16 protein-coding genes and 3 pseudogenes are annotated in these 21,061 nt (G+C 46.7%); 8 read left to right on the top strand and 11 right to left on the bottom strand.

The features are described 5' to 3' along the window. Nucleotides 1-22 precede the first annotated feature (22 nt). Nucleotides 23-454, bottom strand: a complete 432-nt coding sequence (locus HRE53_RS03465) for a hypothetical protein (RefSeq protein ID WP_235109084.1) — start codon at nucleotides 452-454, stop codon at nucleotides 23-25. Nucleotides 455-543: 89 nt separating this feature from the next. Next, nucleotides 544-1,509, bottom strand: a complete 966-nt coding sequence (gene nadA, locus HRE53_RS03460; protein WP_396133412.1) for a quinolinate synthase NadA — start codon at nucleotides 1,507-1,509, stop codon at nucleotides 544-546. Between the two features lie 865 nt (nucleotides 1,510-2,374). Here nadA and HRE53_RS03455 point away from each other — a divergent pair. The 4 genes from HRE53_RS03455 (at nucleotide 2,375) to HRE53_RS03440 (ending at nucleotide 6,858) form a co-directional block, all read left to right on the top strand. Next, the gene (locus HRE53_RS03455; protein ID WP_212662232.1) at nucleotides 2,375-2,662 is read left to right on the top strand and encodes a cell division protein SepF; all 288 of its coding nucleotides are present in this window, start codon (nucleotides 2,375-2,377) and stop codon (nucleotides 2,660-2,662) included. 184 nt (nucleotides 2,663-2,846) lie between these two features. Continuing rightward, a complete protein-coding gene (gene glcD, locus HRE53_RS03450) occupies nucleotides 2,847-4,316 on the top strand; it encodes a glycolate oxidase subunit GlcD (RefSeq protein WP_235109083.1) in 1,470 nt (489 codons plus the stop codon). Nucleotides 4,317-4,551: 235 nt separating this feature from the next. After that, nucleotides 4,552-5,562, top strand: a complete 1,011-nt coding sequence (locus tag HRE53_RS03445) for a TIGR00266 family protein (protein ID WP_235109082.1) — start codon at nucleotides 4,552-4,554, stop codon at nucleotides 5,560-5,562. Between the two features lie 144 nt (nucleotides 5,563-5,706). Continuing rightward, nucleotides 5,707-6,858, top strand: a complete 1,152-nt coding sequence (locus HRE53_RS03440; RefSeq protein WP_235109081.1) for a major royal jelly family protein — start codon at nucleotides 5,707-5,709, stop codon at nucleotides 6,856-6,858. A gap of 294 nt (nucleotides 6,859-7,152) precedes the next feature. Here HRE53_RS03440 and HRE53_RS03435 read toward each other — a convergent pair. From HRE53_RS03435 to HRE53_RS03395, 9 genes and pseudogenes are all read right to left on the bottom strand, one after another. Continuing rightward, a pseudogene (locus HRE53_RS03435) lies at nucleotides 7,153-8,152 on the bottom strand (fatty acid desaturase family protein). Nucleotides 8,153-8,506: 354 nt separating this feature from the next. Further along, nucleotides 8,507-9,160, bottom strand: coding sequence for a glutathione S-transferase (locus HRE53_RS03430; protein ID WP_235109079.1), 654 nt, complete (start codon nucleotides 9,158-9,160; stop codon nucleotides 8,507-8,509). A 5-nt stretch (nucleotides 9,161-9,165) separates the two neighbouring features. After that, nucleotides 9,166-10,107 (bottom strand): rhodanese-related sulfurtransferase, encoded by a 942-nt coding sequence (locus tag HRE53_RS03425; RefSeq protein WP_235109078.1) that lies wholly within the window; start codon nucleotides 10,105-10,107, stop codon nucleotides 9,166-9,168. A gap of 187 nt (nucleotides 10,108-10,294) precedes the next feature. Continuing rightward, the gene (locus tag HRE53_RS03420; RefSeq protein WP_235109077.1) at nucleotides 10,295-11,332 is read right to left on the bottom strand and encodes a hypothetical protein; all 1,038 of its coding nucleotides are present in this window, start codon (nucleotides 11,330-11,332) and stop codon (nucleotides 10,295-10,297) included. A 46-nt stretch (nucleotides 11,333-11,378) separates the two neighbouring features. Then, entirely contained in the window at nucleotides 11,379-11,579 is a 201-nt protein-coding gene (locus HRE53_RS03415) for a hypothetical protein (RefSeq protein ID WP_235109076.1), read from the bottom strand. Next, nucleotides 11,576-12,739 (bottom strand): beta-ketoacyl-ACP synthase, encoded by a 1,164-nt coding sequence (locus HRE53_RS03410; RefSeq protein ID WP_235109075.1) that lies wholly within the window; start codon nucleotides 12,737-12,739, stop codon nucleotides 11,576-11,578. The genes HRE53_RS03415 and HRE53_RS03410 overlap by 4 nt, the downstream gene beginning before the upstream one ends. Nucleotides 12,740-12,745: 6 nt before the next feature. Beyond that, complete coding sequence (locus HRE53_RS03405) at nucleotides 12,746-13,132, bottom strand: GNAT family N-acetyltransferase (protein WP_235109074.1); 387 nt, start codon at nucleotides 13,130-13,132, stop codon at nucleotides 12,746-12,748. A gap of 111 nt (nucleotides 13,133-13,243) precedes the next feature. Then, complete coding sequence (locus tag HRE53_RS03400) at nucleotides 13,244-13,999, bottom strand: peptidylprolyl isomerase (RefSeq protein WP_235109073.1); 756 nt, start codon at nucleotides 13,997-13,999, stop codon at nucleotides 13,244-13,246. Between the two features lie 77 nt (nucleotides 14,000-14,076). Next, nucleotides 14,077-14,640: a photosystem I assembly protein Ycf4 gene (locus tag HRE53_RS03395; RefSeq protein ID WP_212662222.1), complete on the bottom strand. Its 564-nt coding sequence runs from the start codon at nucleotides 14,638-14,640 to the stop codon at nucleotides 14,077-14,079. Nucleotides 14,641-15,240: 600 nt separating this feature from the next. Here HRE53_RS03395 and psbD point away from each other — a divergent pair. The 4 genes and pseudogenes from psbD (at nucleotide 15,241) to secA (ending at nucleotide 21,055) form a co-directional block, all read left to right on the top strand. Further along, a complete protein-coding gene (gene psbD, locus HRE53_RS03390) occupies nucleotides 15,241-16,296 on the top strand; it encodes a photosystem II D2 protein (photosystem q(a) protein) (protein WP_212662221.1) in 1,056 nt (351 codons plus the stop codon). Then, the gene (psbC, locus tag HRE53_RS03385; RefSeq protein WP_235109072.1) at nucleotides 16,280-17,674 is read left to right on the top strand and encodes a photosystem II reaction center protein CP43; all 1,395 of its coding nucleotides are present in this window, start codon (nucleotides 16,280-16,282) and stop codon (nucleotides 17,672-17,674) included. Before psbD ends, psbC begins: the two co-directional genes overlap by 17 nt. Before the next feature lie 185 nt (nucleotides 17,675-17,859). After that, nucleotides 17,860-18,046, top strand: a pseudogene (locus tag HRE53_RS03380) (PCP reductase family protein). Between the two features lie 218 nt (nucleotides 18,047-18,264). Further along, nucleotides 18,265-21,055, top strand: a pseudogene (gene secA / locus HRE53_RS03375) (preprotein translocase subunit SecA). Nucleotides 21,056-21,061 lie beyond the last annotated feature (6 nt).

Here is a 21,061-nt window from a genome sequence, read left to right as displayed (position 1 = left end):
TCCTTGTAAACAGAAAATTGACCTACGGTTCGGTTGCTTCCGCTTTAGGGGCAAACAGAACATTGTCAGCGTGGCTCTGTGGGAAAAAGTTAACACCCACGGCTGATGCCGCCACATAAACCGTACTCAGTACTACAACAGACAGCAGACTTCCTGCCAAGCCCATGGAAAGGTAGCGTCGCAGCCCCTGATCGTGAGCTTCTATTTGGGCAATCCTAACTCGCTTATGGGTTCTCCGATCTTTCCCGAGCAATACGACAAAGTAATATTTGCTTCCCAGCAGAGAGAAGGATTTACGGACATCGACTTTTCTACTAGGCGGAGAGGAACTGGTTAAAGCCGTCATCATGGCCTGACGCTGCTTGGCATCAAAGGATTCGGCTACCTCAAAGGGGAACTTGTTGAGAAATCGAGCGAGGGCTTCCTCTTCCTTACTGTTATTTGCCGGAATCATCAGGATTTTCTCCCAAACTGTACTAGCAGAATACCGTGGTTATTCTGCCCCAAACAGCGTGATTTTACTTAATTTGTCGTGGTTAGCCATCAGGCACTCATGTCTAGCATGCGCTGAATGGGATGGAGGGCTGCTTGGCGGATATCTTCCGGCATTGTGATTTCCGGCTTGCGATCTCGCATGGATACGTACAGCTTCTCCAAGGTGTTCAGCCGCATATAGGGACATTCATTACAGGCACAATTCCCCGTAGGTGGCGCGGGAATGAAATTTTTGCCAGGGGCCTGCTTCTCCATCTGATGCAGGATGCCCGATTCAGTCGCCACAATAAAGGTGTCTAGAGGGCTAGTCTGGGTATATTTCAGGAGTGCTGTGGTTGAGCCGATAAAGCTAGCATGTCTCAAAATGGTAGCTTCGCACTCCGGGTGAGCAATGACCTCAGCCTGGGGATGCTTGGTTTTGAGTTCGATTAACCGCCGTTCAGAAAAGGTTTCATGAACGATACAGCTGCCTTCCCAGAGCACTAAATCCCGCCCTGTTTCCGCCATTACATAGCGACCCAGATTTTGATCAGGGGCAAAAATAATCGGCTGATCGGCTGGAATTTGATTGACGATGTGGACCGCGTTGGAGCTAGTACAAATAATATCGCTCATGGCCTTGATTTCAGCCGTACAGTTGATGTAAGAAATCACCAAATGATCGGGATGAGCAGCTTTGAAGGCTGCAAATTGGTCCGGAGGACAACTATCTGCCAATGAACATCCAGCATCCAAGTCGGGTAGTAATACCAATTTATCTGGATTGAGAATCTTGGCTGTTTCTGCCATGAAGTGGACCCCAGCAAACACAATGACTTCAGCATTGGTTCCGGCAGCTTGGCGGGAGAGTCCTAAGGAGTCACCGAGGTAATCAGCGACATCTTGGATCTCAGGTTCCTGGTAGTAGTGGGCCAAGACAATGGCATTCAGGTCTTTCTTCAGGTCATTGATCGCACCCACTAAATCATGGGGCGTCGACAAAACATCATTTGAGCGGAGGGCAGTTGTAAACACTAGTCAGCGTCTATTTTTTGGCGAAGGTTAATAGAATGTAATTTGAATTATAGTTGATTTTACCAAAAATGCCTAATTCTACAGCTCTAACCCTCTGCCCAAGGGACCAATCCTGGAGCTGATGGGGGGGGGGTGTACTCCATGACTCAAACAGTGAAGAGACATTCTAAAAAGGCTTAAGAACGACAACAATTCTCATTTTAAGAATATCCACTAAAAAAGCTTTCCCAGCAAGGCTTTTAGAGTTCTGAGATCAAGCACATGTTTTCAAAATACTCATCAACTCCATATCAATGAGTTGTCTAAGCACTATTACCACTGTCAAGAACAATTCAGAGCAAAGACTGGAAGTGGGAAAAGTACCAACGGATAAGGCTCAGAGTGTTAGTCTGTCAAAATGAGAATTGCTGTAAGAACAATGAAGAAAATTTTCAAATATTAAATTAAGGTAAGGCTTATCCCTGACAGGGGTTCAGGAAATTGGATCAATGCTAGCCTGTGTGCAGACAAATGGTTACACAACTGAATATTTCTGGTATCGTTGCGTTAGCTTTCACCAACGTTTAGTTTGGTCTCGTTTATTCTTCCACTTGGAAATTCTTAATTTAGTCACTTAGTTTTACTAAGACGTGGTTTGAGGAAGATAAAGCTGATAGGGGGGAGAAAAGTTTTAGGCTTCAATATCAGTGTTTTTGGAGTTTACTAGCCGAATTTTCTTAATAATTCGCTAGTGAAGATACTAATGCTTATCTCGCACACATTATTCCCGATATATAGTTCGGTATCCTTTTTAGGAGACCGGACTGGATGCGTGTTGGCTTGGGCATAATTGCATTTGACCTATTTCAGCATCACGACTTAAATCATGGACAATGTCATTCCTTTGTTTGGTTCTTCACAATCGGAAATTAAGGTTGTAAAACCCAGCTCTTTTGAAGAAGCTCAACAAGCAGTCGATCAACTAAAAGCAGGTCGCCTGGTTATGTGTAATGTTTCTGAACTGCCCTCTCACTTAGCTCAGCGCATTATCGATTTTTTATCCGGTAGCATCAATATGCTCTCTGGAGATGTCGTGAGAGTGGGTAGTGGCGTTTTTCTCTACAGTTTGACGGAAATTGAAGTAGCAGGCTTCCAGGAGCAACGATCGGCTTAAGTTTTTTTGGTCTTCTTAACTATCCAAATGATGTCGGTTTGTGTTGCAGCAGTAGAAGCGACAGGGTAAATTGGCTGCTTGACTGAATTTCTCTAGTCTTAAGAGGGCGTGATTCTAGTCTAAGCTAAGCATAGGCAGGGGCTTTACAGCCTGCTTTTTTCCCTTTTCTGCAGGCGAAATTTTCATGATTGCCACAGGCACTCAACTTAATTGGCAACCCATCATCCGGCAGATGCAGGCTGTTGTCGGCCAGGACGGGGTGATAGTGACCCCAGAAGAGTTATCCGTCTATGAATGCGATGGCTTAGCCAGTTACCGGCAACGTCCCAGCCTCGTAGTGCTGCCCCAAACGACGGAAGAAGTAGCGGCAGTGGTGGAGATTTGCGATCGCAACCAAATACCGTTTGTGGCTCGGGGGTCAGGAACTGGCTTATCTGGCGGTGCAATGCCCACGGTAGGTTGCGTTTTAATCGTCACCTCCCGCATGAATAAAATTCTCGAAATTGATATTGATAATCAATGTGTGGTGGTCCAACCGGGGGTCATTAATGCTTGGGTCACCCAGGCAGTGGCTCCAGATGGCTTCTACTATGCGCCAGATCCCTCTAGTCAGATCATTTGCTCCATCGGTGGCAATATCGCCGAGAATTCCGGTGGCGTTCACTGCCTGAAGTACGGGGTGACCACCAACCATGTGTTGGGGATGAAAATGGTCCTCACCAATGGTGATGTAGTGGATTTAGGCAGCAAAGTCCCTGAGATGCCAGGCTATGACCTGACCGGGGTATTTGTGGGGTCGGAAGGAACCTTAGGCATTGCCACAGAAATTACCTTGAAAATTTTGCGCAGTGCTGATGCTATTTCAGTTCTACTCGCCGACTTCACCAGTGTTGATGCCGCCGGAAAAACCGTTGCCGACATCATCGGGGCCGGGATTATCCCCGCTGGCATGGAAATTATGGACAACTTCAGCATCAACGCCGTGGAAGATGTGGTGGCAACAGACTGCTATCCCCGAGATGCGGGCTCCATTCTTTTAATTGAACTGGATGGCTTGCAAGTTGAGGTCAATGCTAGCAGCGAACGGGTTAAAGAAATTTGCCGCCAAAATGGTGCTCGTAATATCGCCGTAGCCACAGAACCAGAAGAACGGCTCAAGCTTTGGCAGGGACGGAAAGCTGCTTTTGCGGCTGCCGGAAAGCTCAGTCCCAACTATTTTGTCCAAGATGGCGTCATTCCGAGAACGGAACTGGCCTATGTATTGGGTGAAATTAATGCCCTAAGCGATAAATTTGGTTACCGAATTGCCAATGTTTTCCATGCAGGAGATGGAAATTTACATCCGCTGATTCTTTATGATGAGTCCATTCCAGGTTCTTTAGAAAAGGTAGAAGAGTTAGGGGGCGAAATCCTGAAGCTCTGTGTGCGTGTCGGGGGAAGCATCTCTGGCGAGCATGGTATCGGGGCGGACAAGCGCTGCTATATGCCGGATATGTTTTCTGAGGCTGATTTAGAGACGATGCAGTGGGTGCGTCATGTATTTAATCCCAAAGAGTTAGCCAATCCTGGCAAGGTTTTTCCCACTCCTCGTACCTGTGGAGAGGGGGCTCATACACATTTGCCTGTGGAAATTGATGGGGCATTGTTATTTTGACAGTGGTTTTGCATAAGACCTGCGTTAATCGCTAATTTTGCTGTGTTATGCAGATATTTCGTTGCTGTAGTTCGCTCCAGCAAAAAGCTGCTTCTGACCCATTTGAACGTTTCTTTGCAGACTTGAATTTGTAGCCTGCAATCTGGGAAAGCTATATCACATCGTTTCTTGCTCCCACGACTTGTGTGGACTTTGAGCAACGATATCTGTAGTTTGGTGAGCAGCAATTAGAGACATGACAATTTGGTATTTCAATTACGGTAGCGATCGCCTCGGCCCTTTCGACGAAAAGCAGGCCATTGACCAAGCCAGACAAAATTCCAATGGCCATTGCTGGCGACAGGGATTTACCGATTGGCTCCCCATTTCCCAAGTGGCCGAACTCCGGGGAGATGCCCCTGCCGCTGCTCCACCACCTCCTCCCCCCGTAGGTCCGGGTGCCGCCCATGAAATCGACTATCAAATTTTCGGCGAAGACATGCAGTTTGTTGAAGTCGAACTCGATCCGGGCGAAAGCGCTGTGGCTGAGGCGGGAGCCATGATGTACAAAGATGCTGTGGTCCAAATGGAAACTATTTTTGGGGATGGCTCAGCCCAAGCTTCCCAAGGCGGCTTTATGGACAAGCTAGTCGGGGCGGGTAAGCGCCTAGTCACTGGAGAAAGTTTGTTCACGACTGTCTTTACCCACGGTGGCCCTCAAGGTAAGGCCCATGTTGCTTTTGCAGCTCCCTATCCGGGCACCATTATTGCCGCCAAACTCAGTGATTATGGTGGACGATTGATTTGCCAAAAAGACAGTTTCCTTTGTGCCGCCAAAGGCGTTCAAATTGGTATTCATTTCCAAAAGAAGATTCTCACAGGGCTTTTTGGCGGTGAAGGCTTCATCATGCAAAAGCTAGACGGGACAGGCCTAACTTTTCTCCATGCCGGGGGAACGGTGGTCCAGCGTGACCTGAAAGCGGGTGAAACCTTACATGTTGATACGGGCTGTCTCGTTGCCCTGACCGATTCGGTCCATTACGACATTCAGCAAGCGGGCAATGTTAAGTCGGTTATCTTTGGCGGTGAAGGGTTATTTTTTGCCACCCTCACAGGACCTGGACATGTGTGGTTACAATCTCTTCCCTTCTCCAGAATGGCAGGTAGAATGCTAGCCTCAGCACCTCAACGGAGTGGGAGCGGTGGTCGAGGCGAAGGATCCTTGCTCGGCGGCCTTGGTGATTTGCTAGATGGAGACAACTTCTAGGGTTTGCCAACAGATATTTTCATAGCTCTCAAGCTCTCTAGTTTGATGGCAGGTTAATTCAACCCTTCAGCGCCTAACTTAGTGCTTGATTTTCACCTCTATCTGAACGTTAATCACCACTAGTAGGCGTTTGGAGCACTCCCGTTGAATTGGCCTGACCTGATTTTTTTTCGTAGACGAGTTGCGATCGCAATCTGCACCTGTTTATGCCTAATTGGTATTCATCTTCATACTCCCCCTGGAGTCACAGCCAAACCTCCTATTAATCAGCTAGAGATTATTGCTGAACTCCCCCAAGGAACAGAAGTAGGCAATATTGCGGTTACAGCTGATAAACGAATTTTTTGTAGTGTGCATAGCTTCTATGGCAATACGAATCGGGCCATAGAAATTCTCGACCAACAGAATTGGCAGATCTACCCCAATCCAGATTGGGGGAAGGCGCCTGAGGTTAATCCTCCCAATTGGTCGGGCCTCAACAATACGTTGGGAATTCAGGCAGATGGTAGGGGCAATATTTGGTTCTTGGACAATCCTAGCCCCACCTTTTCGACAGGTCGGCTCATTGCTTGGGATACGCGGCGCAATGAGCTACATAAGGTTATTTATCTACCCCTACCCATCATCACGGGAAATGCCTTTCTCAATGATTTTGCCGTGGATGTCAAACATGAGGCGAGTTATATTGCGGATACCTCAGGTGGAGCTGATGCCGCTTTCATTGTCGTTGATCTGAAGTCTGGCTTAGCTCGCCGAATCCTGCAAGGGAGCCCGTTTACAATCCCCGAAGATATCGATATTAAGATTGATGGCCGAGTGATTTCGTTAGGAGATGCCCCAGCTAGAATCGGCGTCAATCCGATCACTATCGATCCTGCTTACGAATGGATCTATTTTGGGGCCATGAATGGCAAGTCAATCTATAGACTCCGCACCTCAGATGTATTGAATCAATCTTTAAGCGAGCAACAGTTGAGCCAAAGAGTACAGCGTTACGGTGATAAACCCATTAGCGATGGCATTACGGCTGACAGTGCCGGCAATATTTATATTACGGACATCACGGCTAATGCCATCGGTGTAACGAACCCCGAGGGCAAATATCAGATCCTCTATCAAGACAATCAAAAATTGAGTTGGCCTGATGGTCTAGCAATTGGTCCGGATGGTTATGTTTATGGAACGGTAAACCAACTCCACAAATCCCCACCACTCAATAACGGAATCAATGATGCGATCGCACCTTTTTTGATTGTTCGTTTCCCTACTTTGGCACCTAGCAGTGTCGGTCGATAAAAGAAGATCTCAGCCCCAGCGTTTATCCAAGGAAGAGGGTTGTTTGTCCTTGATCTTAAGAGTTTGCTCAATTGCCCACCCATCTTCTTCACTAATCAAAACGGCATTGCCCTGCTGACTTGTAATGGTCAGCAGGGCAATAGGTATCGTTGACGCGGTCGATTAAGCCAATTAACTTACATTGAGAATGATTGGGGCAGGAGGCATTTTGCTCTATCAGCTTTTTGAATGCTGTTTAGTTGTGGCCATCTTGGTCCCCTCATTCTTTAGTTGTCTTGCGGTAAAGAGTATTACTCATGAGGATGTTGTTGCTTGGGGGTAACTAACCTCTTCCTCGCCAATCGCCATCAATCTAAGCCATCTGTAATTAGAGGCAATGGCTTCTGCAAAGGTTGGGTAAACCATATAATCGACATCAAATTCCTGGCAAACTTCTGCCACGATGGGAGCAATTTTGGGATAGTGGATATGACAGATCTGGGGAAACAAGTGATGAACGGCTTGGAAGTTGAGTCCACCCACATACCAATTTAAGAAAAAATTGCGAGGGGCAAAATCTGCAGTCGTTTTCAGTTGAAAAATCGCCCATTCATCTTCAATTTGGTTCGAGTCTGGATCCGGCTGAGGGAATTCAATGCCCTCCATCACATGGGCTAGCATGAAAATCTCACAGACAATGGCCCCGTAAGTCCAATAGGCGATACAGAAACCTAGGACTATCTGTAAAGGGGAGTAGCCTACCAAATAAGGAGTGACCATAAAAAACGACACGCCAATGACTCGGCCAACCCAAAATGATACGTAATCGATGGGTTGCTTGGTAGGTATGGAGTTGGTTTGATAAGGGGTGTTGAGGATAAACCGTTGGATATCCCTGAAATACCAATAAATGGGAATAAAGGGGTAAATAAACCAAATCCAATAATGCTGCCATCGATGGTGAGATTTATGGGGGGCATGGGGTGACATGCGGACCACACCGTCTCCCTCAATTTCGTTGTCATACCCTTCGATATTGGTATAGATATGATGCAACTGATTATGGCGAAATCTCCAGAGGAAACTAGAGACGCCAATAACGTCGTAACAGCTGCCAACAATCCGATTGACAAGAGGACTAGAAGAGTAGCTACCATGATTGGCATCATGACCAACGCTCATACCGAAGCCAGCCACCCCCCATTCCTAAGGCAACACAACCCAGTATCTTAATAACAAGATTGGGTGGCCCAAAGAGGATGAGGCTCCAAGCAGCCAACGTCCAAGTGGTAATGACTACCGTCTTGAAATACATTGCTGGATTATCCCGAGGCCTGATATTGTTTGTGGCGAAATATTCGTTGACCCGTCGGCTCAATTCTTTCCTAAACCCGACGTTCCTGGCAAAGGTAACTTGTGGATTTGTCAATTTCGATACCTGTTTAGTTGATCGAATTTTATATCTAAACCTTGCCCTTAAATGAGAAACAGTGGATTTCAGAAATTTTCTTAATCAAAAACCGATGTAACGTTGGCCTGCACTACAGTAAGTCAGGAAATACTGAGAACTGTGAAAAGTTGTATCTTGATATCGAAAAAGTTTCCATTCAAGGGTGCATGGGCTTTTTGTGGCGACATCGAGATTAGACAGTGAACCGATCTGGCAAAATTATGAATTCGGGAACAAAGGGCCAATTTCACCCAATTTCCACTGAGGGTACTTGCCCATAATCTGCAAGAAGATGTCTGATTCTAAAAAATCTGCTAGCCAAGTCTGCAAATGGGGCCAAGGTTGCGCTTCAAACCAAGGCTTGTCTGTATTAGCAAATTGACGAACAAAGGGGGCAATCGCCATATCTGCCCAGGATCTTTGCTGATCACACAGATAAGTGGTCTTACTGAGTTGGTGATTTAACGTCTCTAAGAATTTGGAGCCTTCCGTTCGGTGTTCTTGAGCATTGGCATCCTCATAACGCTGAGCATACTTATAGCGGTCTAGATGATGCTTAAAGTGACCATCACATTCCGCCACTAATGTTTGCAGATTCGCCATTTGGACTGGATTAGAACGGAGCCAGCCGTCAGGATCATGTTGTTTGAGGGCCCACATCATAATCTCTAGGCTTTCTTCCAAGATGGAACCGTCTACCTGCACCAGTACGGGAACCGTTCCTTTGGGAGAGGCATCCAGCATTTCCTGGGGTTTGTCTCGCAACACTACTTCCCGGAGTTCACAGATCTGTTGGCTAACAGTCATAGCCAGTCGAGCCCGCATAGCATAGGGGCAACGGCGAAATGAATACAAAATGGGATAAGTTGCCATGAAAACTAACTGCTTGGATCCGGTTGATGGCGGGCATATTCTGCCCCGATGTGACGTTGGTTTCGTTGCTTAGCTAGCTCAACTTGCCGCTGACGTTCAGCAAATCGTCGTTGTTGGTCTTCTGTTTTGGTGCCATAGCAGTGGGGGCAACTTTGGCCGGGCACATACTGTTCCGATGTCATCTCTTCCGGGCTAATCGGTGTGCGACAGGCTCGGCAGAGATGATACCGACCGGGTTTGAGGCCATGACCGACGGCAACCCGCTCATCAAAGACAAAACAGTCTCCTTGCCACTGACTTTCGTCTTCTGGCACCTGCTCTAAGTAACTGAGGATGCCCCCTTGCAGATGATAGACCTGTTCAAAGCCTTCATGGCGCAATAAGGCTGTTGATTTTTCACAGCGAATGCCCCCTGTACAAAACATGGCGACTTTCGGCTTTGTCTGTAATTCAGCTTGTTCTTTGAGCCATTCAGGCAACTCTGAAAAACTTTTGGTGTTAGGATTGATCGCCCCGTTGAAGGTGCCGATGGCCACCTCATAGTCGTTGCGCGCATCAATGACTACTACATCTGGATCCGCGAGTAGTTGGTTCCAATCTTCCGGCTTAACGTATTCTCCGACGGTTTGGGTGGGGTCAATGTCTGGAACCCCCATTTTGATGATTTCTGTTTTCAGCCGGACCTTCATTCGATAAAAAGGCTGTTTCTCTGACCAGGATTCTTTCGGGGCTAGATCGGCAAGGCGTGGATCATCCCGCAAAAAATTTAAGACTGCATGGATATTGTGAGGCAGACCTGCGATCGCACCATTGATTCCTTCTGTTGCCAAGAGAATAGTGCCTTGAACATCATTATCTTGGCAGCAGGCTAAAAGAGGTGCCTTCAACTCTGCATAATCTTGCAGCTCGACGAATTTATAGAAGGCAACCGTTAAAAATTCAGACATCAATGTTGATTGAAAATATCTAGGAATAAGCAAGACACAGTCCCTCGCCATGAAGGTCTACTGCTTCAAGCTGTTTCCTATGTTAGGACATCCCCAGGCATCCTAGATATTGCAGATAGTCCAAACACTGATCTAACCCATCTTCCAAAGTATGACTTGAGCCCAACGGAGGGACTCAATCCGATTCCTAAAACGATTGCCCAGCTGTGACAGATCTCAATTGATTGCCCTGCTTCAGCACACTTTGTTCGCCGTCAAATTCCACAAAAGTTGCCCCTGTTTCATCAATAGATTCCCCTAACTTAATATGGCGGGTAGAGCCATTGATTGAAACCATAAATACAGGTTGATCACCCAAGTTAGTGCCCCCCAAAAACTTCCGTTCACCATTACTGGGTGGGGTTAGGGGTAAGGGTTTAACAACTGGCAACTCATCTTCTTGGGTTGTGGCCTTAGCAGCAGCAATCACCGGTGTACTTGCAGGTTTAGGCACAGCTGCAGGAACAGGAGCTTCCGTGACTGGAACGTACACTCGCTCAACATTATTGGGAAGAGCAGCCGTGGTCGGGCTTGCAACACTGATCTTAGGCACATTCGGCAAACTAGGAAGCCCCCCAATTGGAGGAGTTGCCACCGTTCTAGGTTGTGTTCTAGCCTTGGCAGCAGCCAGTTTTGCCGCTTTAGTTTCTTGATTAATGCGTTCCAAGGACTGGCTGACATAGTCGGCAAATGCCACCGTTTCTGATGATGGCACCTGTGGGAGTGCGATGGCTGGCAGTTGAGGGGCAGCCACAACAGGGGCATGCTGTAACCGCAATTGTCGTCCAACCCAAAACATACTGATACCCACGAGGGAGACACATGCTGATGTCATCAGTAGTCGCTTTCCAGTTAGCTGGTGTTTGGCAGATGCTTGTGAGGAGGCTAAATTAAGACTGAGGGAAGCCTCTAGATCCTCTCTCAGAGCCAAGGTTGAATCTAAAGGTGTGTAGGGTACTAATAAATCGTCCCCAGGATCATTAGTCTCTAGCAACGCATGTCCTACATGCTCATCTCCGGTCGTTGCTAAGGCAAAGCTTGAATCATCCAGACCCATTTCTAGATCTTGGAATAACTCATCCATTAACTCGTCAGCCCCCATACTGGCGTGAGACTTAGGCAATGCGGATGATTGTTGGGATTCATCGACGCCTACGGTAGGGTTTGAACTGACTTCCTCAAACATATCTTTTTAGAAACAATCAAGATTTACTGCAAAGAGTACAAGAAGCTTAGCAAGTTTTAGTTTGGGCAGAAAGCAATCGTAAACTACAAACTTCTCGTAACCCCGTTAAATAGCTTGCATCCAGTGTGCCCAATTCATTGCCCAAGAGATCCATCATTTTCAATCCCTCCTCCTCATTCCGAATAGAGAGACCCCGCAAAAAACTCAACCCATTCCCCGCAATGTAGCCTTTAATACTAATGCTCATGAAGATAAAGCTAAGACCGTGTTTTGTCCACCGAAACCAGAGCTTAAGCATAAGGCAGACTGTATTTTGTGCCTATGGGGTTCACGAACAAAATTCAGGTCAAATGCTGGTTCTCTCAACCCGACACAAGGCGGAAGTATTTTCTGAGAAAGAGCCATCAGACTGAATATGCACCCAAATGCTGCTGATGCACCTAATGTATGGCCTGTAGCCCCTTTTGTAGAGCTAACGGCAACTGCAGACGGAAATAGTGATTTAATCACCACAGCTTCGGCCTGATCATTTAAATAAGTTGCCGTGCCGTGGGCATGGATATAGCCAATCTCAGATGCCTTTAAACCACTACGTTGCAGGCAATCCTGAATAGCGGTTATGGCCGCTTGTCTGCTAGTCTCAGGTGCAGTTATATGGTGGGCATCAACGGTTAACCCTACTCCCAAAATTTGACCATATATTTTGGCCTGCCGTTTTTGAGCAACAGACGCTTCTTCTAAAACTAAAATCCCAGCCCCTTCTCCTAACACAAACCCTTCTCGATTCTGATCGAAGGGGTAGGCACCTGATTGAGCCATAGCGCCCATTTTATTGAACCCTGCGAGGGTCAACGGTGTGATGGGGGCTTCAACAGCACCTACAATCACTCGTGAACAATAACCTGCTCGAATAAGATCGGCCCCTTGAGCAATTGCCCAAATTCCGGTGGCACAAGCAGCACGGGGGGCCAGAACAGGGCCTTGGGCTGCAATAGACTGGGCAACAATGGAGGCAGGAGACACACCATAAATGCGGGCAAGACACTCTGGGGTGGCTAAAAGTGACCTCTCTTCACCATGAGAGGGATTAGAGGTGTGATAAGCAGATGCTCCCTCCTCCCATTGAAATTGAAAACCACGACTAGACCCAATCACTACACCACAATCAGTAATGGGGGACGCTAGGCCTGCATCGTCTAACGCTTCAGATAAAGCAGGTTTTAATAAGTCCTCAAGATGACTAGGCTGAGAACTTACCAGGGCTAAAGGTTGAGCAGGAATTTCTGAAAAAGGATGGTAATGCTGAATCCCTGACTCACCACAGAGTAGCCGCTGCCAGGCCTTTTCAAGGCTAGGCGCTAGGGCTGAGACTAACCCCATTCCAGTAACAACAACTTTGGTCATCATGCAAGACTACAAAATTTTCTCAAACCATAGTTGTTGTCCACCTTGCCATCGTGAGGGTTGGCAGCTAAATCCATTCTGGGTGTAGAGAGATTTCGCGGCTATATTGCCTTCATTTGTATTCAAACCAATTAGTCGACATTGTCGTTGTCGGGCCTGCTCAATTGAGAAGGTCAATAACTGAGACCCTAGCCCTTGTCCCTGTGCTTCAGGGACAACGTATAAATCTTCTAGTTTGGCTTCTAAACCCAGAGACCATAAAGAGTAAAAATAGCGAATTTGTGTATATGCCAAGCCTGACTCATGTGCGGTCACTGCCAGGGTGAAATCACACATCGGATCTTCCATCAACTTTTCTAATGCAGCATGCAGTCTGCCTTGGCTTACTATTGGCATCTGCAAGTGTTTATGGAAAGCAATCAGCAAACTTAGCAATATATGCTTATCACTAAAATTTGCTAATCGAATTTGGAAGTCCATTATGGCCATAGAGCCACAATCATCAAATTATCGCTTGAGATTCTCTATGCCTGCAGTAACTTTTGCAGATTCAATACGATCACCCTGTTGGATCTGATCCACAACTTCCATGCCCTCGGTTACATAACCAAAGACAGCATAGTTTCCATCCAGAAAATCTACATCGGCAAGGGCAAAATAGAACTGGGCAGACGCTGAATCAGGCAATTGAGAGCGGGCCATAGCGACTGCACCCCGGGTATGTCGCAATTTTGGGGGCTTGTTTTCCCCGGCAGATTTCAACGTTTTACTGTAAACAGCTTGCTCAGCCCCTTCTGGCAAAATTTCTAATGGCAGGTATCTGGCTTGCTTCGTCTCGGGATCAAGATAGCTACCAGTCCCCAGCTGTTGTACAGGAAAATTAGGATCCTTACTTTGTGGATCTCCTCCTTGGACGACAAAGGGGGAGGGGGTCCGAACAACCCGATGAAACGCGGTACCGTCGTACACTTTTTGATCAACTAAATCGATAAAGTTTCCTGCTGTAATAGGAGCATCCTTACCACTAATTGCCAGAGTGATTGTTTTTCCATTGACTTGCAGTACTACTGTAGCGTCCCCTTGCAGTTGCGGTAGTTGAGTCAAGGGAGATGTTGATTCTGAACCTGGAACTGAAGTCGTTTCATTGCCATCTTGAGTGCTTTCAGATGCGGGAGAAGCAGATGGTGATGCTCCCCCAGTATCTGATGTGCTTGAGGAATTGGAAGGAGCACTACATGCCATCAATAAGAACACGAGCACCATCACCCAAAATGACCTGAATAAGCCGATAGATTTTGTTGAGTGAAGCATAAGGAATCAATAAACTAAATTTTTGGGGTTTACAAACCTTCCATAGGAACGCCCAAGAAACGAGCAATCTCAGCTGCTTGATTCTCAATTTTGTCCAGAGCCATGGGTTGCCCCGCCCGGGTGAGAGGAATATCATTACGACCCTTGATTCTCAGATAGATAGTCCGTTGGGGATTAAGTCCGTCACGGATTTTGATCTGGACAGATTGGATATTCTCTAAGGGGTAAGTTTGCTCAACTTTTCGGTTCTTGCCTGGGCGCCCCCAACGAAATAGTCGAAATTTCCCGGCATCTTGACTGAATTCATTAAAGCCGGCCCCGACATTCCAGCTTATGGTTAGCCATAAGTAGGTTGCTAGTAGTAAACCACAAGTGCCGTAGAAAGAAAGAGCGATGCCTTGAGGAATAAAAATGAGATCAACAGCATTACCTGTTGGTAGCAGATCGACTTTGAAATAACTAGAAAGACCAGCTAAGAAGAAACCAACCCCTCCAATGGAAACCATTGTCGCGATCATGTAGTTACTAAACCGGCGAGTCCCAAGAACTTCGTAACGCAAAGTTTGCTTATCTAATAGTTTCTGTGTGGTCATGATCGGATGAGTTCTTGTGATTCCTAAACTAATGATGAGCACTGATATATGAGTATAAGCTGCTCAGCTCAACAATTGATGAGGCTGTAGTGGACTGCTAAGAACATAGAAATAGGCTCCCAAGGGGCTAAAACGTTTACTGTCATATCCAGACACTACTAGCGTTATCTATGAAATTTGATGAGATTAATAAAGTTGTAGGCTTTCTATATGAAGTTTTATTTCGAGAGTTCCATATAACTTTACTTCTCTTAAGGCCTAGTTAATAGACAGCCATTTTGTGAGCCAACCCCCAAAAAATCGATGGTTGAGGTGGGTAAAGTTTTGTACTCAACCTCACTTCTAAGTTGGCTAAACCTCTGTGGAAGTACCTTTGTAGCCGCTACAATTTCTGGCAAATCTCTGTTACATTTATTGAATGATCTCTATAACATTTGGTTATGAAGAGGTGTAGGTTGAGGTTCTAGGGCGATTTACACTATTAATTCCCAGAACTCAAACTCTCGATTCCTTAGTCCGGTTTCTGAGAAACCTCACAAGGTTCGAAAGAAAATTTTGCGGCCTTGCAATTTTTAAGTTAGATCAAGAGGGTTTATTTCCATGACCATAGCAGTCGGACGCGCCCAGGAGCGAGGATGGTTTGACGTCCTCGACGACTGGCTGAAGCGTGATCGGTTCGTCTTTATTGGTTGGTCAGGTATTCTACTTTTCCCCTGTGCGTTTCTATCCGTTGGGGGATGGTTTACCGGCACAACTTTCGTAACTTCCTGGTTCACCCACGGTCTTGCTAGCTCCTACCTAGAAGGTGCTAACTTCTTGACCGTAGCTGTATCCACACCCGCCGACAGCCTCGGCCACTCCCTACTTTTGTTGTGGGGCCCCGAAGCTCAAGGTGACTTCACCCGCTGGTGTCAGCTGGGTGGATTGTGGAACTTCACCACATTACATGGTGTCTTCGGTTTGATCGGCTTCATGCTGCGTCAATTCGAAGTAGCCCGTCTGATCGGCGTGCGTCCTTATAACGCAGTTGCTTTCAGCGGTCCTATTGCCGTGTATGTATCTGTCTTTTTGATGTATCCTTTGGGCCAATCCAGCTGGTTCTTTGCACCTAGCTGGGGTGTAACGAGTATCTTCCGATTCTTGTTATTTGCTCAAGGTTTCCACAACTTAACCCTGAACCCCTTCCATATGATGGGTGTTGCAGGTATTTTGGGTGGTGCGCTGTTGTGCGCCATTCACGGAGCCACTGTTGAGAACACTTTGTTTGAAGACGGTCAAGACGCCAATACATTTGCAGCGTTCTCTCCAACCCAAGCAGAAGAGACCTACTCCATGGTCACTGCTAACCGATTCTGGTCTCAGATTTTCGGGATTGCCTTTTCCAACAAGCGTTGGTTGCACTTTTTCATGTTGTTCGTTCCTGTAACGGGTCTATGGGCATCTGCCATTGGCCTCGTCGGTATCGCTCTCAACATGCGTGCTTATGACTTTGTTAGCCAGGAAATCCGGGCTGCTGAAGACCCTGAGTTCGAAACCTTCTACACCAAGAACATTCTCTTGAACGAAGGTCTTCGTGCTTGGATGGCACCCCAAGACCAAATCCATGAAAACTTCATCTTCCCTGAGGAGGTCCTACCACGTGGAAACGCCCTTTAATCCATCTGCGGCTGGTTATGACCGCGCAACCACTGGCTATGGCTGGTGGGCTGGAAATGCCCGATTAACTAACTTGTCTGGTCAGTTAACTGGTGCCCACATCGCCCATTGCGGCATGATCACCTTCTGGGCCGGTGCGATGACTTTGTTTGAAGTCTCTCACTTCATCCCTGAAAAGCCAATGTATGAGCAAGGCAGCATCTTGCTTGCTCACCTAGCTGCTGAAGGTTTTGGTGTAGGCGCTGGTGGCGAAGTTATCAGTACCTATCCCTACTTTGTGATTGGTGCTCTTCATCTAATTGCTTCTGCAGTCCTTGGTTTCGGTGGCCTTTATCACACTTTCAGAAGCCCTGCTAAGTTTGAAGATTTCTCTGATTACTGGGGATATGACTGGGAAGACAAAGAGAAAATGATGCAGATTCTGGGGATTCACTTAATCTTCCTCGGAATCGGTGCTCTTGCCTTTGCAGCAAAAGCTATGTTCTTTGGTGGTCTTTATGATCCCTGGGCACCTGGTGGTGGTAACGTTCGCCTTATCACTAACCCAACTTGGAACTTAGGTACTTTCCTGGGTTACATTACTCGTTCTCCTTGGGGAGAAGGTGGTTGGATTGTTAGCGTTAACAACCTAGAAGATGTTGTCGGTGGTCACCTTCTCGTCGGTGTTCACTATATCTTCGGTGGCGTTTTCCACATTCTTGTTAAGCCTTGGGGTTGGGTTCGTCGGGCCTATGTTTGGTCTGGTGAAGCCTATCTTTCTTACAGCATCGGCGCCCTTTACATGTGCGGAATGATTGCTGTGGGTTACATCTGGTTTAACAATACTGTTTACCCCAGTGAATTCTACGGTCCTACTGCTGCTGAAGCTTCTCAGGCTCAGGCAATGACCTTTTTGATTCGTGACCAACGGTTGGGGGCTAACATCGCTTCTGCTCAAGGTCCTACGGGTCTTGGTAAGTATCTGATGCGTTCTCCTTCTGGTGAGATCATCTTCGGTGGTGAGACCATGCGTTTCTGGGATTTCCGCGGACCTTGGTTGGAGCCCCTTCGTGGACCCAACGGTTTGGATCTCAACAAGCTCAGAAATGATATTCAGCCTTGGCAAGCTCGCCGTGCAGCTGAGTACATGACTCATGCTCCTTTGGGTGCATTGAACTCTGTGGGTGGTGTGGCAACTGAGATTAACTCGGTGAACTATGTTTCTCCCCGTTCTTGGTTATCCACTTCACACTTCTGCCTAGCTTTCTTCTTCTTCGTTGGCCATATTTGGCACTCCGGCCGTGCCCGGGCTGCTGCTGCTGGTTTCGAGAAGGGAATCGAGCGGAAGACCGAATACGCACTATCTCTTCCTGATATCGACGCTACAGCGGTTGACTAAGTTACCTTTGGTAATTTTAATGACTAGCTGAGTGTATCAGCGAGAAAGCCTCTACTGTTAAGGTAGGGGCTTTCTCATGGGTATTTTTGTTTATAACCAAAATAGATAAACAGGCTAGGTCAACATCTAAAGTTGTTTAGGATTTAAAATAGAATTAAGAATTCTCCCAAGAGGTGCCGGAGACAATGCGCGAGTCTGACTTGACTGATCTACTCCAATGGACTTCAACTGCAGAAGCAAAACTCAAAAACATTCCTTTTTTTTGCCAGATCCCAAGCAAGACAAAAGATTGAAGCGATTGCTCGGGAATCAAACTTGGATGTTGTAACGGTAGAATTGGTCGAGCTAGCCCGTCTGGAATTTGGTCAATAATACATGGCTACTTGTGGATCAATTACATATGGCGTAAATAAACGTGCCATTATTTGATAAGTGCGAATTCATCAGGTTCAAATCTATAAGGGTTTAAGTAGACGGCAATAGTTGAAATGCTTAGCCAAACTATTTTGCTTGATGTTGGTCAGCAGCCTACCAAATGGGTGAGACAAAATATATATTTCTGATTGGATTGAACTCTACTATCTAGAATCATGCTTAAAACATTATTGGGCGACCCGAATAAGCGAAAGCTCAAAAAGTACCAACCCGATGTGGTTGAAATCAATCTTCTTGAAGAAGAAGTAGTGGTTCTCTCAGATCAGGAATTAAAAGCTAAAACAGATGAGTTTAAAGAGCGCCTGAAAAATGGTGAGACCTTAGACGATCTTTTACCGGAAACTTTTGCCGTTGTGCGAGAAGCGTCCAAGCGAGTGTTGGGCATGCGTCACTTTGACGTGCAGCTTCTGGGCGGGATGATTCTGCATGATGGCCAAATTGCAGAGATGAAGACCGGAGAAGGTAAAACATTAGTGTCAACCTTGCCAGCCTATCTGAATGCCCTGACTGGCAAAGGCGTTCACGCTATTACAGTGAATGACTACCTGGCCAGACGAGATGCAGAATGGATGGGACAGGTCCATCGATTCTTGGGGCTGAGTGTGGGGCTGATTCAACAGTCCATGTCGCCGACAGAGCGCAAAAAAAATTACGCTTGCGATATCACCTACGGGACCAATAGTGAGATTGGCTTTGACTATCTTCGAGATAATATGTCGACTTCCATTGAGGAAGTGGTTCAGCGGCCGCTCCACTATTGCGTTATTGACGAGGTAGATTCTGTTCTGATTGATGAAGCCCGAACGCCTCTGATTATTTCGGGTCAGGTTGAGCGGCCAACGGAAAAATATTTGGATGCATCTAAAGTTGCGAATGCTTTACAACCTGAAGAGCATTATGAAGTCGATGAAAAGGCTCGCAACGTTATTTTGACGGATGAAGGCTTTGTTGAGGCAGAGCAAATTTTAGGAGTCAGTGATCTATTCGATCCAGAAGATCCCTGGGCTCACTATGTGTTCAATGCCATTAAGGCTAAAGAGCTATTTGTTAACGACGTAAATTACATTGTTCGTAATGATGAAATTGTCATTGTCGATGAGTTTACTGGCCGGGTGATGCCGGGACGGCGATGGAGTGACGGTCTTCATCAAGCGATTGAGGCGAAGGAAAAAGTCGAGATCCAGAACGAGACACAGACGTTAGCCACGATTACTTATCAGAATTTATTTTTGCTTTATGACAAGTTGGCAGGGATGACGGGTACTGCCAAGACAGAAGAAGCTGAATTTGAAAAAAATTTATAAGTTAGAAGTCACGATCATACCGACTAATCGCTCTAATCAACGTCACGATATCTCTGATGTGGTCTACAAGAGTGAAGAAGCCAAGTGGTTAGCCGTTGCCACTGAATGTGCTGAAATGTACGAAGTTGGACGCCCCATCTTGGTCGGAACCACGAGTGTTGAGAAGTCTGAAGTTTTGTCAAAACTTCTACTAGAGCGCAGCATTCCTCATAACCTTCTGAATGCCAAGCCAGAGAATGTGGAACGGGAATCGGAGATTGTGGCTCAGGCAGGCCGTGAGGGTCGAGTGACAATTGCCACGAATATGGCAGGTCGCGGAACAGATATTATCTTGGGCGGAAATGCTGAATATATGGCTCGTCTTAAGGTTCGAGAGTATTTAATGCCCCGGATTGTCCAGCCAGAAGATGATAATCCGTTGTCCATGATGCAGGTTAAACTTCCTGAAGCGGGTAGTCAGGGTTTTGGTGGAGACGGTCAGCAAAAGGGAATGCAGAGAAAAACCTGGAAGGTTTCCCCAGAGATCTTTCCGACCACTATTTCTAAGGATGCTGAATCTTTATTGAAAGCAGCCGTAAACGCAGCTGTTAAGCAATATGGTGAACAGAGTTTACCTGAACTGCAAGCTGAAGATTTAATGGCGGTCGCCTCTGAGAAAGCACCTACAGATGATCCCGTCATCCAGAAACTACGGGAAGTCTATAACCTGATTCTGGAAGAATATGACGCCTTCACTAGCAAAGAACATGACAAGGTTGTAGAACGAGGGGGGCTCCATGTAATCGGTACTGAGAGACATGATTCTCGCCGCATTGATAACCAGTTGCGAGGTCGGGCCGGTCGTCAGGGGGACCCAGGTTCAACCCGGTTCTTCTTGAGTTTGCAAGATAATCTCCTACGTATCTTTGGGGGTGATCGGGTTGCGGGCTTGATGAATGCTTTCCGAGTGGAAGAAGATATGCCCATTGAGTCTCGAATCTTGACGAGCAGCTTAGAAAATGCCCAAAAGAAGGTTGAGACCTACTACTACGATATTCGGAAGCAAGTTTTTGAATATGACGAGGTGATGAATAATCAGCGGCGAGCGATTTATGCCGAACGTCGGCGGGTATTGGAAGGCGAGGACCTGAAAGAACGGGTCATTGAATATGCTGAACAGACCATGGATGACGTTGTTGAGGCCTATGTCAATCCAGAGCTACCTCCAGAAGAATGGAATTTGGAGCAGTTGGTAGACAAGACTAAGGAATTTGTCTACTTGCTAGAGGATCTAGAATCTAGCCATATTGCTGATCTATCCATGCCAGAGATGAAGATGTTCTTGCGAGAACAAGTCCGTATTGCCTATGACCAGAAAGAGTCAGAGGTGAATGAGATGGAGCCAACATTGATGCGCCAGGCAGAACGATTCTTCATCCTGCAGCAAATTGATATGCTTTGGCGAGAGCATTTACAGCAGATGGATGCGTTGCGTGAAGCTGTAGGGCTTCGAGGCTATGGTCAGCAAGATCCGCTGATTGAGTATAAGAGCGAAGGATATGAAGTCTTTTTGGATATGATGACTGCGATTCGTCGTAATGTTGTCTACTCTCTCTTCCAATTCCGACCTCAGCGACAGCCTGAACCCTCTGAGGTGGCTTAAGGTGGC

It is taken from the genome of Acaryochloris sp. 'Moss Beach' (assembly GCF_021497025.1).
Classification (GTDB): domain Bacteria; phylum Cyanobacteriota; class Cyanobacteriia; order Thermosynechococcales; family Thermosynechococcaceae; genus Acaryochloris; species Acaryochloris marina_A.
The sequence above is the reverse complement of the archived record's forward strand: the minus strand, read 5'-3'. Positions and strand labels throughout refer to the sequence as shown.

Bases quoted from the DNA above. Each gene is read 5' to 3' on its own strand.
- HRE53_RS03465 (WP_235109084.1), bottom strand. From the start codon at position 454: ATGATTCCGGCAAATAACAGTAAGGAAGAGGAAGCCCTCGCTCGATTT.
- HRE53_RS03455 (WP_212662232.1), top strand. From the start codon at position 2,375: ATGGACAATGTCATTCCTTTGTTTGGTTCTTCACAATCGGAAATTAAG.
- glcD (WP_235109083.1), top strand. From the start codon at position 2,847: ATGATTGCCACAGGCACTCAACTTAATTGGCAACCCATCATCCGGCAG.
- HRE53_RS03445 (WP_235109082.1), top strand. From the start codon at position 4,552: ATGACAATTTGGTATTTCAATTACGGTAGCGATCGCCTCGGCCCTTTC.
- HRE53_RS03430 (WP_235109079.1), bottom strand. From the start codon at position 9,160: ATGGCAACTTATCCCATTTTGTATTCATTTCGCCGTTGCCCCTATGCT.
- HRE53_RS03425 (WP_235109078.1), bottom strand. From the start codon at position 10,107: ATGTCTGAATTTTTAACGGTTGCCTTCTATAAATTCGTCGAGCTGCAA.
- HRE53_RS03420 (WP_235109077.1), bottom strand. From the start codon at position 11,332: ATGTTTGAGGAAGTCAGTTCAAACCCTACCGTAGGCGTCGATGAATCC.
- HRE53_RS03415 (WP_235109076.1), bottom strand. From the start codon at position 11,579: ATGAGCATTAGTATTAAAGGCTACATTGCGGGGAATGGGTTGAGTTTT.
- HRE53_RS03410 (WP_235109075.1), bottom strand. From the start codon at position 12,739: ATGATGACCAAAGTTGTTGTTACTGGAATGGGGTTAGTCTCAGCCCTA.
- HRE53_RS03405 (WP_235109074.1), bottom strand. From the start codon at position 13,132: ATGCCAATAGTAAGCCAAGGCAGACTGCATGCTGCATTAGAAAAGTTG.
- HRE53_RS03400 (WP_235109073.1), bottom strand. From the start codon at position 13,999: ATGGTGCTCGTGTTCTTATTGATGGCATGTAGTGCTCCTTCCAATTCC.
- HRE53_RS03395 (WP_212662222.1), bottom strand. From the start codon at position 14,640: ATGACCACACAGAAACTATTAGATAAGCAAACTTTGCGTTACGAAGTT.
- psbD (WP_212662221.1), top strand. From the start codon at position 15,241: ATGACCATAGCAGTCGGACGCGCCCAGGAGCGAGGATGGTTTGACGTC.